Raw genomic sequence first — 15,590 nt, forward strand, 5'->3', positions numbered from 1 at the left:
GCCCGGGCCTACCGTGGCCCGGTGATCGTCGACAGCGCCGTCTACCGCGACGGGTGCCGCCAGGAGCTCGACGTCGAGCCGCACGACTACGCGGCGCTGCGCTCGGAGGTCGAGGGCGCCCACGACTTCGTCTGGATCGGGCTGCACGAGCCGACGGCCGAGGAGCTCTCCCACGTCGCCGGCGCCTTCGACCTGCACCCGCTCGCCGTCGAGGACGCGGTCAAGGCCCACCAGCGCCCCAAGCTCGAGCGCTACGGCGACGGGCTCTTCCTGGTCCTCAAGACGCTCTGGTACGTGGATGCCGACGACGCCGTCGAGACCGGTGAGATCAGCCTCTTCGTCGGCGCCCACTTCGTGGTGACCGTCCGTCACGGCGACGGCTCCGGACTGCAGAGCGCCCGCACCTACCTCGAGGGGGAGGAGCAGGTGCTGACCCACGGTCCCTCCGCGGTGGTCTACGCGGTGTGCGACCAGGTCGTCGACGACTACGTGGCCGTGGTCGACGCGCTGCAGGTCGACGTGGACGAGGTCGAGTCCTCGGTCTTCTCCCCCGCCCGTACCGACGACTCGAACCGGATCTACGTGCTCAAGCGCGAGATCAGCGAGGTGCGGCGCGCGGTGCTGCCGCTGCGCGAGCCGATGCGACGGTTCTCGGTGGGCGAGGTGCCCGGCATCCGTCAGGAGGCCTCGCCGTTCTTCCGCGACGTCTCCGACCACCTCGCCCAGGCCGCGGACGCGGTCGACGGCCTGGACTCCCTGCTGTCCACCGCCTTCGACGCCTCCCTGGCCCGGATCTCGGTCCAGCAGAACGACGACATGCGCAAGATCTCCGCCGGCGCCGCCCTGGTCGTGGTCCCGACCCTGATCGCCGGCATCTACGGGATGAACTTCGACCACATGCCCGAGCTGCACTGGACCTACGGGTACGCCTACGCGCTGGCGCTGATGTTCGGCATCGCCGGCGTGCTGTGGTGGTTCTTCAAGCGCTCCGGCTGGCTGTGAGCCTCAGGCGTCGGGGTCGTCCTCGAAGCCGATGAGCCAGGTCAGGCCGTGCCGGTCGACCACCTGACCGTCCCAGGCGCCCCACGGGCGCTGCTGCAGCGCGTCCACCACCCGACCCCCCGCGGAGAGGTCGGAGAACCACTGCCGCAGCGTGGCCGCGGGCGCGGTGCCCAGGAGCGAGAACAGCAGGCCCTCGGCACGGAAGGCGCGCTCGTCGCTCGCGGCGTCCGCCGCGAACAGGGCCACGGGCCCGCCGGTGAGGTACCCGTGGGCGACGGCGTCGTCCGGACCGTCGGTCCTCGACATCTCGGAGAAGGTGTGGACCTGGACCGAGCAGCCGAACACGTCGCCGTAGAAGGCCAGGGCGTCGCGGGCCGTGCCCGGGAACGTGAGGTAGGGCGTGGGGGCGGTCATCCGCCGATGCTAGGCGCCGGGCGGGCTCAGGCCTGGAGCACGCCGAAGGCGACGAGCAGCAGCACGCCGGCGCCGAGCAGCACCCGGTAGACCACGAACGGGGTGTAGGAGCGGGTCGAGACGTAGCGCAGCAGCCAGGCGATGGCGGCGTACCCGACCACGAACGACACGACGGTGGCCAGCAGCGTCGGCCCCCAGCCGTACGGGTTGTCGGAGCCGGGCACGTCCTTGAGCTTGTAGAGACCCGCGCCGACCACGGCCGGGATGGCCAGCAGGAAGGCGTAGCGGGTGGCGTCCGCGCGCTCGTAGCCGAGCGCGCGGCCCATGGAGATCGTGGCCCCGGAGCGGGACACGCCGGGGACGAGCGCCGCGGCCTGGGCGGCGCCCATCAGCACGGCGTGCTTGAGCCCCAGCTTGTTCAGCCCGCGGTCGTTGGCGCCGTAGCGGTCGGCCAGGCCGAGCACGATCCCGAGCACGATCAGGGTGGTGCCGATGATCCACAGGCTGCGCAGCTGGCGGTCGATGGCGTCCTCGAAGAACAGGCCGAGCACCACGATGGGCAGCGAGCCGACGATGATGTACCAGCCCATCCGGGCGTCCAGCTGCCCGCGCAGCTCCGGCTTGACCAGGGAACGCGCCCACGTCGAGCCGATCCGCCAGATGTCGCGGCGGAAGTAGATCAGCACCGCCAGCTCGGTGCCGATCTGCACCACCGCGGTGAAGGCGGCGCCCGGATCACCCCAGCCGAACAGCTCGGGGAAGATCCGGAGGTGGGCGCTGCTGGAGATGGGCAGGAACTCGGTCAGTCCCTGGATCACCCCCAGCACCAGGGCTTCGAACAGGTCCGACACGGTCAGGACCCTAGACCGCGTGCGGGTCGCGTCGGCGGGCGGCGCGCGGATCGCTACGGTTGCGCCCATGCAGCAGCGACGCCTCGGGAGCAGCGGTCTGTCGGTCTCGCGGCTCGGGCTCGGGACGATGACCTGGGGCGCCGACACCGACGAGCACGAGGCTCGCGAGCAGCTGACCGCCTTCGTGGGGGCCGGCGGCACCCTGGTCGACACCGCCGCCGGCTACACCGACGGCGGTTCGGAGACCCTGCTGGGCTCCCTGATCGGCAGGGTCGTGGACCGCGACGACGTCGTGATCGCCACCAAGGCCGGGATCTCCCGTCGCTCCGGCGCCCGCGTCGTGGACACCTCGCGGCGTCACCTGCTGCGCACCCTGGACGCCTCGCTCGCCCGCCTGGGCGTCGACCACGTGGACCTCTGGCAGGTGCACACCTGGTCGGCCTCGGCCCCGATGGAGGAGACCCTGGCCGCGCTGGACCACGCCGTGGCGACCGGGCGCGCGGCGTACGTCGGGATCTCCAACTACGCCGGCTGGCAGACCGCCCGCGCCGCGACCTGGCAGCAGGCGGGCCCGGGACGCAGTCCGCTGGTCTCGACCCAGGTCGAGTACTCGCTGCTGAACCGCACCGTCGAGCACGAGGTGCTGCCGGCCGCCGACGCCCTCGGGCTCGGGGTGCTGCCCTGGTCACCGCTGGGACGGGGGGTGCTGACCGGGAAGTACCGCGCCGGCACGCCGTCGGACTCGCGCGGGGCGTCGCCGGTCTTCTCCGGCTTCGTGGGGGCCTACCTCGACGAGGACAGCGCCCGCGTGGTGGAGGCGGTCGCCCGCGCCGCGGACGGCCTCGGGTGGACCCCGTTGGAGGTGGCCCTGGTGTGGGTCCGTGACCGCCACGGGGTGACGGCCCCGATCCTCGGCTCGCGCACGGCCGCCCAGCTCACGGCCGCCCTCGGCACGGAGGCCAAGACGCTTCCCCGCGAGATCGCGACCGCGCTCGACGACGTCTCGGAGGCCTCGCGGTGAGCCGGGCGGGTCGACGTCCGCCCGGGCGCGCGGTGGAGTGGGAGTTCGACAAGGTCACCTTCGACCGCGAGTTCCCCCGCGGCGTGGTCACCAAGCTGCTGGTCGAGCGGGCCGAGCACGGCGGCTGGGAGCTCGACCGGGTGCGGATCGGGTCCGACGGGACCCGTCGGGTGGTGCTGCGCCGCAAGATCATCCGGCAGCTGCGACCCACGTTCTTCTAGGCCGGCTGCGGCGCTGCGGCGCAGCACCCCCTGACGGGGCGGGGACCAGGCTCAGGCCTGGAGACCCAGGGCGAACGCGACGTTGCCGGCCTCGTCGACGCTGGCGTCGAGCACCTTGTCGTCGAGCTGCGCGCTGGCGATCTCGTCCAGGAAGACCTTCGCCCCGTCCTGCTCGACGACCTGGTCGGTGGCGGCGGGCTGGTCGGCGGCGCTGACCGCGAACGACGGCTCGGGGCCGTCCTCGCCGGAGATGCGCAGGCCGGCCTCGGGCAGGCCCTGGTCGGTCGCGATCTGGTCGTTCAGGTCCTTCACGATGGTGCTGGCGTTCTCGGTGAGGGTGAGCATGTCGCTCTCCTTCCGATGGGGGGCTGGACGTCGTCCACCCTGCCGACCGAGCCCCCGACGTTCAAGTCGGGAGGCCGCCCGCGCGTGTCAGACCTCGTCGAGGAACCGGTCGAGCACCCGCGACCCGAACTCCAGCGCGTCGACCGGCACACGCTCGTCGATGCCGTGGAAGAGCGCAGTGAAGTCGAGGTCGTCGGGCAGCCGCAGGGGGGCGAACCCGTACGACCGCATCCCCAGCCGGGTGAAGTGCTTGGCGTCGGTGCCCCCGCTCATCAGGTACGGCGCGACGAGCGCCCCGGGGTCCTCGGCCAGCAGCGAGCGGCCCATGGCGTCGACCAGCGCGCCCTCGTACGGCGTCTCCCACGGCTTCTGGTGGCTGACGAAGTCGATGTCGACCGTGTCCCCGCACAGCGCGGCGAGGGTGTCGAAGAACTCGTCCTCGAAGCCCGGCAGGAACCGGCCGTCGACGTGCGCGGTGGCCTCCTGCGGGACCACGTTGACCTTGTAGCCGGCACTGAGCATGGTCGGGTTGGCGGTGTTGCGGATCACGGCGCCGAGCATCCGGGCGGCGCCGCCGAACTCCTCGACCAGCGACTCGGCGTTGGCCGGCGTGGCCTCGGTGCCGGCGAGGTCGGCGACCGCGGCCAGCAGCGTCTGCATCGCCGGCGTCAGCCGGACCGGCCACTCGTAGGACCCGATCCGCGCGATCGCGCCGGCGAGGTCGGTGACGGCGTTGTCGTGGTTCATCATCGAGCCGTGGCCGGCGCGGCCCCGTGCGGTGAGCCGCATCCAGGCCATCCCCTTCTCCGCGGCCTCGATCAGGTAGACCCGGCGCCCGCGCACGGTCGCGCTCCAGCCGCCGACCTCCCCCACGGCCTCGGTGCAGGCCTCGAGCTGGTCGGCGTGCTCACGGACGAGGACCTCGGCGCCCTTGTGCCCGCCGGCCTCCTCGTCGGCGGTGAACGCCAGCACCACCGGACGGTCGGGGACCGCGCCGGCGCGGGCACGGGCGCGGACCACCGAGAGCAGCATCGCGTCGAAGTCCTTCATGTCGACCGCGCCGCGGCCCCAGACGTAGCCGTCCTGGACCTCGCCGCTGAACGGGTCGACCTGCCAGTCGGCGGCCTCGGCCGGCACGACGTCGAGGTGGCCGTGCAGCAGCAGGGCGTCGGTGCGCGAGCGGTCCGCCCCGCCCCAGTGCGCGATCAGGGAGGTCCGGCCCGGCTCGGCCTCGACCAGCTGAGAGGAGATGCCGACCTCGTCGAGCAGCGCGGCGACGTGCTCGGCGGCCTTGCGCTCCCCCGGCCCGTCGGCGTCGCCGTAGTTGGAGGTGTCCATCCGGATCAGGTCGCGGCAGGTCTCGACGACCTCCGCCGCCGGGTCGTAGCCCGGGTCGCGGGGGCCCGTCGGGGTGCCGTCGCCGGTCGTCTGGTCGCCGTGGCTGCTCATGGCCTCATCGTGGCACCTGCGCTCCACCCGCCCGATGCGGGACCGGGCCGCGGCCTTTGCTAACGTTGCGCCCGCACTCGTCCGGGTGGCGGAATTGGCAGACGCGCTAGCTTGAGGTGCTAGTGCCCGTATTAGGGCGTGGGGGTTCAAGTCCCCCCTCGGACACCGACGAAGGACCAGGTCATCGGCCTGGTCCTTCTGCCGTCCCGGCCGAGATGACGCTCCCGGACAGCCGAGATGACGCTCGCGGCGCCTCGAGATGACGGTTCCGGACACCTCACCCCAGCGCGGCGAGGTGCTCGAGGAGGCGTACGGCCTGGACGCGGTCGGCACTCCGCTCCCGCCCACCGGCGGGGCGCGGCCGGCGTCAGTCGTGGTCGTGCAGCAGCCGGCCGAGTCGGTGCCGGCCACGGGCGACCTTGTCTGCCAGACCGAACTGGTGGCCTCGGTAGACCTGAAGCGCCGCGCGGACACCGAGTCGAGGGACCACGAAGCGCTGCTGCTCGTGGAGGTCGGCTTCGCCGTAGCCACGGGCGAACGCCTGTCGCGAACCCGGGTCGTCCCACCACAGCCCGTACGCCAGCGCGGACAGGTCGGCGGCGGGCGGGGCCCACCGGGCGTTGCCGAAGTCGATCACCCTCAGCACGTCGTCCCGGTCCACCAGCCAGTTGCCGACGCGGTAGTCACCGTGGCTGGGGACGTTCACGGGCTCCGGCGTCACGTTCAGCTGGTCGGCCCGGGTCACCGCGAAGTCGTGCTCCTCGGGGGTCAGCACGTGCGGGAAGTCGCGCCTCATCTTCTCCAGCACCCCGCGACCGCCGAACTCCGCGGGCCGTGGACGCGCCGGCATCGACCCGTGGAGTCGCTTGAGCAGGGCTCCCGCCTGGTAGTGGTGGTGCGGAGTGGGCACGCTCGGGGGCTGTCCAGGCAGCTCGGAGACGATCAATGCCCGCAGGTCGGAGTCGGCGTCGAGCAGGGACGGGGCGAGGTCACCCAGAGCGGGTACCCACCGGCGGTAGGCACGGACCTCGGCGTCCCAGGCGTGCTGCCGAGGCTCGGACTTCAGGAACCACCGCCGTCGTGCGGCGTCCTCGAGACGGTGCACACCCCGCCCGAGGGCGGACGCCATCCTGGACGACGGCGCCCGACCGACGACCCGCGGCCGGTCCAGCACCCGGTCCGTCCAGAGCCCCAGCGGCTCGGGCAGGCTGGCAAGTCGGTCGGGCGGCGGCGATGACATGGGTCCCCCGTTCGGCACAGATCTGGGTGGGGCCCACCCGGGCGACCCGATTCGCCTCGCGGAGCAGCAGGTGGGTGATCGACCCTATCCACGAGGCCCGGCTGAACGGCGCTCCCGCGCCCTGCACTTCGGTCCCGGCCGAGATGACGCTCCCGGACAGCCGAGATGACGCTCGCGGCGCCTCGAGATGACGGTTCCGGACACCTCACCCCAGCGCGGCGAGGTGCTCGAGGAGGCGTACGGCCTGGGCGCGGTCGCTGCCCGGCGGGTTGCGGTGGTGACCCCTGTTGCCCGGGAGCAGCATCACCAGCCAGAAGGTCGCCAGCAGCGCCCGCCGCTGTGCCAGTCGGGTCGCCGCGGGCCCCGTCAGCAGGCCGAGCCGGTCGAGGTGGGTGCGGAGCCCGTCCTCGGCGAGCAGGCCCGGCAGCACGACCGTGACGTGCTCGACGAGGTCGGCCACCTCGTACGGCAGGTCACCCACGCCGCCGTCCTCGTGGTCGACGACCCGGCAGGTCGAGCCGTCCCAGACGAGGTTGGCCAGGTTCCCGTCGCCGTGGGTCAGCATCAGCTCCTCCGGCGTCGGCGGCGCCACCGGCTCCTTCGAGAGCCAGTCCCCGGCCGCGACGAGCGCCTCACCGACGACGGCGTCACCGGCGTACGACGTCGCGCCCAGCGCGGCGTGCAGGTGCGCCGCCATCTCGACCGGGCCCGAGCGACGCGGTGGCAACGTGGCGAGCACGGCGGGCGGCACGGCCGTACGCATCCGGACCAGGGCGTCGAGGGCGGCGCGCAGCCGTGCCCCCGTCAGTGGTGTGCCGGCGAGCGGCACCCCGGGGACCCTGCTCATGGTGACCCGGACGGCGCCGTCGGCGACCTCGCGAGAGACGGGCCGCGGAGCCGATCCCGGGGCCCAGCGGTCCAGCAGGACCAGGTTGGTCCACTCGCGCTCGGCCTCGTCGCCGTGCCGCAGGGAGAAGGTCTTGACCACCGTCGCGCCGCGGAACCGGACCTGGTGCGTCGACTCGGCCACGCCCCCAGGGTGCCGGAAGCGTGTCCTCGGATGTCCGCGAGCGTCATCTCGGCTGTCCGCGAGCGTCACCTCGGCTGTCCGGAAGCGTCATCTCGGCGGGTGCGGACGGGGCGGACACGGGCGTCGGGGCGGGCCAGGTAGGCGCCGAGGTTGGCGCCGTACGCCGGGTCCTGCTCGCGGCGCTCGACCGCGGAGGAGGCGGCCAGCTCGGACCCGGGGGCGACCGCCCCGAGGGCGCGGGTGACCGGACGGGTCAGCCGGTGCACCCCGGTCCGGGAGTCGTGCACGGGGCCCAGCGGGTCCGGGTCGACCCCGGGCGGGGACAGCGCGTCCGGGTCGAGCCCGAGGCCGCACTCGGTGAGCCGGTCGGCCATCCAGAGCAGGGCCACGTCGGAGAGGCCGTGCCCGGGGTACCCGCCACCGACGTCGCAGTGCACGCCCGCGAACCAGACCTGCTCGACCCGCCTGCCCTCCGCCGCCGCGGCCGGGTCGTCCTGCCACAGCGTCGGCACGAACGGCCTGCGCCGCTCATCGACCGCCACGGCGTGGAAGGCGGCGTCCACCCGGCGGCTCAGGGCCGTGTCGTGGAAGCGCCACCGGCGGTTGACCCAGCGCACGGCCTCCAGGCGGCCCAGCGGGATGCCCAGCGCACCCACGGTGTCCCAGACGCCGACGGCACGGACCCTCGACTCGTGGGAGAACCGGGCCCGGAACTCGGTCGACACCTCACCGCTCGGGTGCTCTGCGCGGTCGCGGTAGAGCGCGTACGCCTCGTCCTGCCGGTCCGCGTGCTCGCGCCGCAGCACGCCGACGTTGCGCACCAGGCCGGCCAGGCTGCGGGCGGTGTAGGCGCCCCGGCTGAACCCGACCAGGAACAGCTCGTCCCCGGGCTCGAAGTGCTCGACGAGGAAGGCGTAGGCGTCCTGGACGTTGGCCGACAGGCCGAGGCCGAACACGCCGCCGACCAGCCGCTCGAGCGGGCGGGTGCCGACGCCCTCGACGTAGTGCCCGCGCTGGGCGACCCCGTCCGGGCCGTGCGCGGCCAGCGCCCGGTGCAGCCGCACCACGTTGGTCGGCGCGGCCTTGCGCGCGGTGTTCCAGGTGCCGTCGCAGCACACCACCAGACGGGTCATCGCCACCTCCACGAGCCGTGCTGCCGAACCTAGGGCACGGTGGCGCCGTCGACCAGCGTCGGAGGACGGCCGCCGGCTCCCGGGGCGTGTCCTAGGCTCGACCGGTGCCCCGTTCCTCCTCCCCCGCGCGTCGCGAGCGGCGCCGGCCCCCGGCGGTCAGGGACAAGCCGCGTCCCCGTCCGCACGAGCAGCCGCGCCCACCGGCCGTCGAGGTCCCCAGCGAGCCCTTCCGGGTCGCCTTCGTGACCGGCTCGACGCCCGACAAGTGGGCGCAGCGGTTCCGCGAGCGCTCCCGCCGCACCCTGGTCCTGGTGCCGGTCGAGGAGGCCGACCAGGAGCAGGTCGTCCGCGAGGGGCGGGCCGACATGGTCCTGGCCCGTCTGCCGGTCGACCGCGACGGCCTGCACTGCATCGCGCTCTACGACGAGCAGCCCGTGGTCGTGGTCGCCCTCGACCACGTCGTGACGGTCGCCGACGAGGTCACCACCGAGGAGCTGGCCGACGAGCAGCTCGTCCTGCCGGAGCGCTCGGGGTGGCGCCCCACGGTCGAGCAGCTGCCCTGGCCCCCGATGGAGGTCCCGGACGCGGTCGAGGTCGCCGCCTCGGGCTCGGGCGTGGTCGTGCTGCCGATGGCCCTGGCCCGCCTGCACCACCGGCGCGACGTCACCTACCGCCCGGTCACCGACCTGCCGCCGACCCAGGTCGGCCTCGTCTGGCCGCTCGACGTCGACGGACCCGACGTGCAGACCTTCGTCGGCGTCGTCCGCGGCCGCACCGCACGCAGCTCGCGCGACTGAGACCGCCACCCCCACCGGGCCCCTGACCGGGGTGACCCTGCCCGGAGGGGTGAGAACTTCAACGTAGATCTACACGCCCTGTCGAAGTACGGTGGTCCCAACACCTTCCCCCGAGGTGCCCGACGGGGCCGGCTGCTGCCGGCCCCGTCACATTTCTCCGGTCCTGGGGCGGCCGTCCGTCATCCCACGCGGACAGGAGGCCACGCTATGAGCATCGAAGACATGAACGACGACGCCACCCTCACCGTCGGCGACCTCGCCGCCCGCACCGGCGTCGCGGCCGGCACGCTGCGGATGTGGGAGCAGCGCCACGGGTTCCCCGAGCCGTCCCGGCTGCCCTCGGGCCACCGGCGCTACCGCGAGAGCGACGTCGCCGCCGTACGCCGGGTGCTGGCCGCCCGCGACCGCGGCGTGCGTCTCGAGCAGGCCGTCGCCGACGCGCACACGCTGCGCCGTGTCGGGGACTCGGTCTACTCGCTGCTGCGCACCCGCCACCCCGAGCTGATGCCGCACCAGATGACCAAGCGCACCCTGCAGTCGCTGTCCCACGCCATCGAGGACGAGTACTGCGCGACCAACGACCGGCGGCGCATCCTCGGCGGCTTCCAGACCACGTCGTTCTTCGCCGGTGCGGCCCTGCGCTGGCGACGTCTCGCCGAGATGAGCCGCTCGGCGGTCGTCTTCGCCGAGGACACCGACGACGAGCTGGAGATGCCCGGGCGGATCCAGCACGTCCCGATCGACGCCGGCAGCCGTTCACGTCGGGAGTGGTTCCTGGTCTGCGAGTCGAGCACCCTGCCGGTGACGATGGCCGCCTGGGAGCTCCCCGGGCAGGACCGCACGCCGGACCGCCAGCGCCGCTTCGAGGTGACGTGGAGCCTGGACCCGGCCGTCGTGTCCGACTCGGTCACCGCCTGCACCGAGATCGCGGCCGCCGCCGGCTACGAGGTCGAGGGCCCCGACCCGGCGCTCGCGGGTGCCGCCAAGGTCACCTCGGCCGGGCTGTTCCTGCGCGCGGTGTCCTACATCGACGCCGACCGGCAGCGCTAGCCCCCGGGCCTCACCAGGAGGTCGCCAGCGGGCGGCCCTCGGTGAACCCGGCCGCCGACTGCACACCGATCAGCGCCCGCTCGTGCAGCTCCTCGAGCGTGCTGGCCCCGGCGTAGGTGCAGGCCGAGCGGAGACCGGAGCAGATCTGGTCGATGAGGTCCTCCACGCCGGGGCGGGCGGGGTCGAGGTACATCCGCGACGAGCTGATCCCCTCCTCGTACAGACCCTTGCGGGCCCGGTCGTAGGCCGACTCCGACGCGGTGCGGTGCGCGACGGCGCGGGCCGAGGCCATCCCGAAGGACACCTTGTACGACCGGCCCTGGCCGTCCTCGACGAGGTCGCCGGGCGACTCGTGCGTGCCGGCGAACCAGGACCCGACCATCACCGAGGCCGCCCCGGCAGCGACCGCGAGCGCGACGTCGCGCGGGTGGCGCACTCCCCCGTCGGCCCAGACGTGGCCGCCCAGCTCCCGGGCCGCGGCCGCGCACTCGAGGACCGCCGAGAACTGCGGGCGCCCGACGCCGGTCATCATCCGGGTCGTGCACATCGCACCGGGCCCGACCCCGACCTTGACCACGTCGGCCCCGGCCTCGATCAGCGCGCGGGTGCCCTCGGCGGAGACCACGTTGCCGGCGACGACCGGGACCTGCGGGTCCAGCCCGCGCACGGCGGCCAGCGCCTCGAGCATCCGGCCCTGGTGGCCGTGGGCGGTGTCGACGACGAGGCAGTCCGCGCCGGCCTCGAGCAGCTCCTTGGCGCGGGTGGCGACCTCGCCGTTGACCCCGACCGCGGCCGCGACCCGCAGCCCGCCCCGAGCGTCGACCGCGGGGGCGTACAGGGTCGCTCGCAGCGCCCCGGTGCGGGTGAGCACGCCGGCGAGCCGGCCGTCCGGGTGCACCGCGACGGCCAGCGGCGCGCGGGCGGCGTCGATCAGGTCGAAGGCCGCCCGCGGGTCCGCGTCGGCGCTGATGGTGGCCGAGGCCGGACGCATCACCGAGCCGACCTGGGCGAAGCGGTCGACGTCGGCGCAATCGGAGGCGGCGACCACCCCGACCGGCCGGCCGTCCTCGACCACGACCGCGGCCCGGTGGGCACGCTTGGGGATCAGGGAGAGCGCCTCGGCCACCGTCTGGTCGGGGCGCAGCTCGATGGGGGTGTCCAGCACGAGGTGGCGGGACTTCACGAACGACACGACGTCGGCGACGACGCCGGTCGGGATGTCCTGCGGGACGACCACCAGCCCGCCGCGACGCGCCACGGTCTCGGCCATGCGGCGACCGGCGATCGCGGTCATGTTGGCCACGACGACCGGGATCGTCGCCCCGGTGCCGTCGCGGGTGGTCAGGTCGACGTCGTAGCGACTGGTGACGTCCGAGTGCCGGGGCACCATGAAGACGTCGTCGTAGGTGAGGTCGTGACCGGGGTTCTCCTGCAGGAAGTCCACGCCCCGACCGTACCCACCGGGCCGCTGCCCCGGGCCGGTCCCGTCCCGGTCAGGTCAGGTCAGGTCGACGCGACGCCGATCGCGCCGGAGCGGAAGGCCTCGACGAAGTGCGCGTGGTCCTCGCGGACCTGGTCGGCGTAGCCGAGACCGAAGTCGGTGACCCAGTCGACCAGCTCGCGCCGGCGGCCCTCGACGCAGTCGGCGACGGCCTGCTCGACCTGGAAGTCGACGAGGTCCTGGTCGCTGTCCTCGTCGGAGGCGCAGTGGATCTTCGCGGTGGCCCGCCCGAGCAGGTCGACGACCCCGGCGATCTCGTCGGGCTCGATCAGCCCGCCCCACTCGAGGTCGACCTCGTAGGGCGACACCTCGGCGACCACGAACCCCGCGCCGTCGAGCGAGGTGTAGCCCAGCAACGGGTCGGTGTGCGCCTGCAGCGCGCGCTGGCTGACCACCGTGCGGTGGCCCTCGTTCTCGAAGTACTGCTCGATCGAGTCGTCCTCGGCGTAACGGCTGACCGCCGGCACGTTGGCCTGCTTCATCGACAGCAGCACGTCGTTCTCCAACGCCTGGCTGTAGCCCTCGACCAGCACGTTGTACGCCGGGAGCCCGGCGCTGCCGATGCCGAACCCGGACTTGCCGACGATGTCGAGGACGTCGTAGAAGAGCGGGCGGTCGTGGCGCTTGTCCGCGGGGATCGTCTCGAGGTACTGCTCGAAGGCGCGAGCGACCTTGGCCCGCTCGGTCTTGGACAGCTGCCGCACCGTGGGGTGCTCGGCGAACCGACGCCCGCCGTCCTCGCCGACCAGCGTCTGGCCGCCGACCAGGCCGCGACGCGTCTGGCCGCGGGCCTCGAGCAGCGCGGCCCGGATCGGGCCCTCGGTGTTGCCGAGCGTGAGCGCGAAGTCCTCGTCGTTCTCCGTGTCGCGGTAGGCGTCGATCTGGGACAGGTAGGCCCGGACGTAGCGACCGATCAGCCGGCGCACGTCCTCCTCGGGCAGCGCCTTCTGCCACCCGGTCAGCGCCAGCGAGGCCGCGAAGCGCTGGAGGTCCCAGGTGAACCGGCCGAGATAGGCCTCGTCGAAGTCGTTGACGTCGAAGACCATCCGGCCGTCGGCGTTGAGGTAGGTCCCGAAGTTCTCGACGTGCAGGTCGCCGTGCACCCAGATCCGGCCGCTGCGCTCGTCGCAGAACGGGTCCGGGTCGCGGGTCACGTCGGCGTAGAACAGGCAGGCCGTGCCGCGGTAGAACGAGTGCGGGTCGGCGGCCATCTTGCGGAACTTCGTGCGGAACGCTGCGGGGTCGCGCTCCATCAACGACGCGAACGCGTCGTTGAGCACCGTCACGATGGTCTCGGTGCGGCGCTCGGCCGTACGGGGGGTCGCCATGGCGCCACCCTGCCACGCGGACGAGCGGTTGTACTCAGCCCACCCGGGTAGGACGACGGGCGCGTGCGCACCCCGCCCGGGGCGAGGGTGGAGCCATGAGCAACCACCACACCTCGTCCAAGAACACCAACGCCTTCTTCGTCCAGGCCGCGCTGTCGTTCGGCGTCGCGCTGCTGGCCATGGTCGTCGCCGTGCTGTACCTGCCGGTCGACCCCTGGGTGCGGGCCTTCCTGGCCCTGGGCACCCTGTTCCTGACCACCTCGGCGTTCACGCTGGCCAAGTGCGTGCGCGACAACCAGGAGAACCAGGCGGTCGTCCACCGCCTCGACGGGGCCCGGGTGGAGAAGCTCCTGGCCGAGCACGACCCGTTCCGCCAGGTCTCCTGACGCGGGAGCGCCCGGGGAGGAGGCCCCATGTCCCCTCCCCGGGCGCGGTCCGGGGACCCCGCGCCGTCGGCGCGGGGTCTCGACGCGTGGTCAGCGCAGCTGGGCGCTGGTCAGGCCCAGCACGCGGCGGGCCACGATCAGCTGCTGGATCTGCTGGGTGCCCTCGAAGATGTCGAGGATCTTCGAGTCCCGGGCCCACTTCTCCAGCAGCTCGGTCTCGGAGTAGCCGATCGACCCGGCCAGCTCGACGCAGCCGAGCGTGACCGCCGAGCCCACGCGGCCGGCCTTCGCCTTGGCCATCGAGGCCTCCAGCGAGTTGGGCTGCTTGTTGTCGGCCATCCAGGCGGCCTGCAGGGTGAGCAGGTACGCACCCTCCCAGTCGGCCTCCATCTCCAGCAGCCGGGCCGCCGCGGCGGACTGGTTCTGTGCGGGCCGGTCGTAGTCGACCTCGACGCCGGCCTGCGCGAGCAGGTCCCGGGTGAGGTCCAGCGAGGCCCGGGCGCAGCCCACGGCCATCGCGGCGACCAGCGGCCGCGTGTTGTCGAAGGTCGCCATCGCGCCGGCGAAGCCCTGCTTGGTGTCCACCTCCGGACTCCCGAGGAGGTTCGCGGCCGGCACCCGGCAGTCCTCGAAGATGATCGTGGCGGTGTCGGAGGCCTTGATCCCGAGCTTGTGCTCCAGCCGGTCCACCCGCATGCCCGGAGTGCCCTTGGGCACCACGAAGGACTTGATGGCGGCCCGGCCGAGGTCGCGGTCCAGGCTGGCCCACACCACGATGTGGTCGGCGCGGTCGCCGGCGGTGACGTAGATCTTCTCGCCGTCGATGACGTACTCGTCGCCGTCGAGGCGGGCGGTCGTACGGATGTTGGCGGAGTCCGAGCCGGTGCCCGGCTCGGTGATCGCCATCCCGGCCCAGACGCCGGCGAAGCGCTCGAGCTGCTCGTCGTCGGCCACCGAGGCGATGGCCGAGTTGCCCAGGCCCTGGCGCGGCATCGACAGCAGCAGCCCCACGTCGCCCCAGCACATCTCGGCGATCGAGAGGACCGAGGCGAGGTTGGCGCCGTTCCTGGTGCCGCCGGTCGAGGTGCGCTTGTCGGCCTTCGCGTCGTCACCGCGCCCGACGCCGTTCGCGCCGGCACCCTCGGCGGCGCCGGACTCCGACAACCCGTCGATCATCGAGGCGAGCATGTCGAGCTCGCGGGGGTACTCGTGCTCGCCCTTGTCGTACTTGCGCGACACCGGGCGCAGCATGTTCATCGCGACCTGGTGGGCCTGGCCGACCAGCGGCCGGAACTTCTTCGGCTCGTCGAGGCTGATCACTAGATCATCACGCTTCCTTCCATGACTCCGACGGCCCGCAGGTCGCGGTACCACCGCTCCACCGGGTGCTCCTTGACGAAGCCGTGCCCCCCGAGCAGCTGGACGCCGTCGAGACCGATCCGCATGCCCTTGTCGGCGCACGCCTTGCGCGCCAGCGCGGTCGAGCGCGCGGCGTCCCTGCCGGCGGCGACGTGCCCGGCGGCCTTGTAGGTCAGCAGGCGCATCGCCTGCAGCTCGATCGCGATGTCGGCGACCATGAACGCGACCGACTGGCGGTGGGCGATCGGCTCGCCGAACGCCTCCCGGTCCTTGACGTAGGGCGTGACGTAGTCGAGCACGGCCTGGCCGGTGCCGACCGCGAGCGCGCACCACGCGATCCGCGACAGGCGCACGCACTCGGTGTAGGTGGAGCCGTCGGCCTCGCCGAGCAGGGCCTCGGCCGGGACCTGCACACCGTCGAGGTGCAGCCGGGTGAGCGAGGCGGCGCGGACGCCCATCGCCG

The 15,590-nt window shown here is 73.2% G+C and carries 17 protein-coding genes and 1 tRNA gene; 7 read left to right on the plus strand and 11 right to left on the minus strand.

Annotated elements, in window-relative coordinates; all coding sequences use genetic code 11:
• Nucleotides 1–21: 21 nt before the first annotated feature.
• Nucleotides 22–1,002: a magnesium/cobalt transporter CorA gene (corA, locus tag ENKNEFLB_RS12060; RefSeq protein WP_214055655.1), complete on the plus strand. Its 981-nt coding sequence runs from the start codon at nt 22–24 to the stop codon at nt 1,000–1,002.
• Nucleotides 1,003–1,005: 3 nt separating this feature from the next.
• Here corA and ENKNEFLB_RS12065 read toward each other — a convergent pair whose 3' ends face one another.
• Nucleotides 1,006–1,416 carry a VOC family protein gene (locus tag ENKNEFLB_RS12065; protein ID WP_214055656.1) on the minus strand — a complete coding sequence of 137 codons (411 nt, stop codon included), beginning with the start codon at nt 1,414–1,416 and terminating at the stop codon, nt 1,006–1,008.
• A gap of 26 nt (nt 1,417–1,442) precedes the next feature.
• Nucleotides 1,443–2,267 carry an undecaprenyl-diphosphate phosphatase gene (locus tag ENKNEFLB_RS12070; RefSeq protein WP_246535504.1) on the minus strand — a complete coding sequence of 275 codons (825 nt, stop codon included), beginning with the start codon at nt 2,265–2,267 and terminating at the stop codon, nt 1,443–1,445.
• A 67-nt stretch (nt 2,268–2,334) separates the two neighbouring features.
• On the opposite strand from ENKNEFLB_RS12070, the gene ENKNEFLB_RS12075 reads away from it, so the two are divergent.
• Nucleotides 2,335–3,288, plus strand: coding sequence for an aldo/keto reductase (locus ENKNEFLB_RS12075; RefSeq protein WP_214055658.1), 954 nt, complete (start codon nt 2,335–2,337; stop codon nt 3,286–3,288).
• 32 nt (nt 3,289–3,320) lie between these two features.
• On the plus strand, nt 3,321–3,509 hold the full coding sequence (locus ENKNEFLB_RS12080) for a DUF5703 family protein (RefSeq protein ID WP_160011118.1): 189 nt from the start codon (nt 3,321–3,323) through the stop codon (nt 3,507–3,509).
• A 51-nt stretch (nt 3,510–3,560) separates the two neighbouring features.
• On the opposite strand, the gene ENKNEFLB_RS12085 is transcribed toward ENKNEFLB_RS12080, so the two are convergent.
• Nucleotides 3,561–3,854, minus strand: a complete 294-nt coding sequence (locus ENKNEFLB_RS12085) for a Fe-S cluster assembly protein HesB (protein WP_214055659.1) — start codon at nt 3,852–3,854, stop codon at nt 3,561–3,563.
• An 87-nt stretch (nt 3,855–3,941) separates the two neighbouring features.
• Nucleotides 3,942–5,303, minus strand: coding sequence for a M20/M25/M40 family metallo-hydrolase (locus ENKNEFLB_RS12090; protein ID WP_214055660.1), 1,362 nt, complete (start codon nt 5,301–5,303; stop codon nt 3,942–3,944).
• Nucleotides 5,304–5,382: 79 nt separating this feature from the next.
• Between ENKNEFLB_RS12090 and ENKNEFLB_RS12095 the strand changes: the two genes are divergently transcribed.
• Nucleotides 5,383–5,468 (plus strand) — tRNA-Leu (locus tag ENKNEFLB_RS12095).
• A 202-nt stretch (nt 5,469–5,670) separates the two neighbouring features.
• Here the strand turns inward: ENKNEFLB_RS12095 and ENKNEFLB_RS12100 are convergent.
• The 3 genes from ENKNEFLB_RS12100 to ENKNEFLB_RS12110 all read right to left on the minus strand — a co-directional run bounded on the left by ENKNEFLB_RS12100 (nt 5,671) and on the right by ENKNEFLB_RS12110 (nt 8,706).
• The gene (locus ENKNEFLB_RS12100; RefSeq protein ID WP_214055661.1) at nt 5,671–6,543 is read right to left on the minus strand and encodes a phosphotransferase enzyme family protein; all 873 of its coding nucleotides are present in this window, start codon (nt 6,541–6,543) and stop codon (nt 5,671–5,673) included.
• A 205-nt stretch (nt 6,544–6,748) separates the two neighbouring features.
• The gene (locus tag ENKNEFLB_RS12105; protein ID WP_214055662.1) at nt 6,749–7,573 is read right to left on the minus strand and encodes a phosphotransferase; all 825 of its coding nucleotides are present in this window, start codon (nt 7,571–7,573) and stop codon (nt 6,749–6,751) included.
• Nucleotides 7,574–7,638: 65 nt separating this feature from the next.
• Nucleotides 7,639–8,706: a DUF2235 domain-containing protein gene (locus ENKNEFLB_RS12110; RefSeq protein ID WP_214055663.1), complete on the minus strand. Its 1,068-nt coding sequence runs from the start codon at nt 8,704–8,706 to the stop codon at nt 7,639–7,641.
• A gap of 104 nt (nt 8,707–8,810) precedes the next feature.
• Between ENKNEFLB_RS12110 and ENKNEFLB_RS12115 the strand changes: the two genes are divergently transcribed.
• Nucleotides 8,811–9,503 carry a LysR family transcriptional regulator substrate-binding protein gene (locus tag ENKNEFLB_RS12115; RefSeq protein ID WP_246535505.1) on the plus strand — a complete coding sequence of 231 codons (693 nt, stop codon included), beginning with the start codon at nt 8,811–8,813 and terminating at the stop codon, nt 9,501–9,503.
• Between the two features lie 207 nt (nt 9,504–9,710).
• A complete protein-coding gene (locus ENKNEFLB_RS12120) occupies nt 9,711–10,553 on the plus strand; it encodes a DICT sensory domain-containing protein (RefSeq protein WP_214055664.1) in 843 nt (280 codons plus the stop codon).
• A 10-nt stretch (nt 10,554–10,563) separates the two neighbouring features.
• On the opposite strand, the gene ENKNEFLB_RS12125 is transcribed toward ENKNEFLB_RS12120, so the two are convergent.
• Together ENKNEFLB_RS12125 and ENKNEFLB_RS12130 are read right to left on the minus strand one after the other, a co-directional pair.
• On the minus strand, nt 10,564–11,997 hold the full coding sequence (locus tag ENKNEFLB_RS12125; protein WP_214055665.1) for a GuaB1 family IMP dehydrogenase-related protein: 1,434 nt from the start codon (nt 11,995–11,997) through the stop codon (nt 10,564–10,566).
• Between the two features lie 59 nt (nt 11,998–12,056).
• Nucleotides 12,057–13,382: a DUF2252 domain-containing protein gene (locus ENKNEFLB_RS12130; protein ID WP_214055666.1), complete on the minus strand. Its 1,326-nt coding sequence runs from the start codon at nt 13,380–13,382 to the stop codon at nt 12,057–12,059.
• Between the two features lie 95 nt (nt 13,383–13,477).
• Between ENKNEFLB_RS12130 and ENKNEFLB_RS12135 the strand changes: the two genes are divergently transcribed.
• On the plus strand, nt 13,478–13,768 hold the full coding sequence (locus tag ENKNEFLB_RS12135; protein WP_214055667.1) for a YiaA/YiaB family inner membrane protein: 291 nt from the start codon (nt 13,478–13,480) through the stop codon (nt 13,766–13,768).
• A gap of 90 nt (nt 13,769–13,858) precedes the next feature.
• On the opposite strand, the gene ENKNEFLB_RS12140 is transcribed toward ENKNEFLB_RS12135, so the two are convergent.
• Both ENKNEFLB_RS12140 and ENKNEFLB_RS23180 read right to left on the minus strand, forming a co-directional pair.
• Entirely contained in the window at nt 13,859–15,088 is a 1,230-nt protein-coding gene (locus ENKNEFLB_RS12140; RefSeq protein ID WP_214055668.1) for an acyl-CoA dehydrogenase family protein, read from the minus strand.
• Nucleotides 15,088–15,585, minus strand: coding sequence for an acyl-CoA dehydrogenase family protein (locus ENKNEFLB_RS23180; protein ID WP_420830552.1), 498 nt, complete (start codon nt 15,583–15,585; stop codon nt 15,088–15,090). The genes ENKNEFLB_RS12140 and ENKNEFLB_RS23180 overlap by 1 nt, the downstream gene beginning before the upstream one ends.
• Nucleotides 15,586–15,590: the final 5 nt, after the last annotated feature.

The organism is Nocardioides aquaticus (genome assembly GCF_018459925.1).
In the GTDB taxonomy this organism is placed as follows: Bacteria; Actinomycetota; Actinomycetes; order Propionibacteriales; family Nocardioidaceae; genus Nocardioides; species Nocardioides aquaticus.

What these genes read in the sequence shown, in the direction of transcription:
- ENKNEFLB_RS12110 (WP_214055663.1), bottom strand. Translation starts at nt 8,706, where the DNA reads ATGACCCGTCTGGTGGTGTGCTGCGACGGCACCTGGAACACCGCGCGC.
- ENKNEFLB_RS12120 (WP_214055664.1), top strand. Translation starts at nt 9,711, where the DNA reads ATGAGCATCGAAGACATGAACGACGACGCCACCCTCACCGTCGGCGAC.
- ENKNEFLB_RS23180 (WP_420830552.1), bottom strand. Translation starts at nt 15,585, where the DNA reads ATGGGCGTCCGCGCCGCCTCGCTCACCCGGCTGCACCTCGACGGTGTG.
- ENKNEFLB_RS12085 (WP_214055659.1), bottom strand. Translation starts at nt 3,854, where the DNA reads ATGCTCACCCTCACCGAGAACGCCAGCACCATCGTGAAGGACCTGAAC.
- ENKNEFLB_RS12090 (WP_214055660.1), bottom strand. Translation starts at nt 5,303, where the DNA reads ATGAGCAGCCACGGCGACCAGACGACCGGCGACGGCACCCCGACGGGC.
- ENKNEFLB_RS12075 (WP_214055658.1), top strand. Translation starts at nt 2,335, where the DNA reads ATGCAGCAGCGACGCCTCGGGAGCAGCGGTCTGTCGGTCTCGCGGCTC.
- ENKNEFLB_RS12130 (WP_214055666.1), bottom strand. Translation starts at nt 13,382, where the DNA reads ATGGCGACCCCCCGTACGGCCGAGCGCCGCACCGAGACCATCGTGACG.
- ENKNEFLB_RS12135 (WP_214055667.1), top strand. Translation starts at nt 13,478, where the DNA reads ATGAGCAACCACCACACCTCGTCCAAGAACACCAACGCCTTCTTCGTC.
- ENKNEFLB_RS12100 (WP_214055661.1), bottom strand. Translation starts at nt 6,543, where the DNA reads ATGTCATCGCCGCCGCCCGACCGACTTGCCAGCCTGCCCGAGCCGCTG.
- ENKNEFLB_RS12065 (WP_214055656.1), bottom strand. Translation starts at nt 1,416, where the DNA reads ATGACCGCCCCCACGCCCTACCTCACGTTCCCGGGCACGGCCCGCGAC.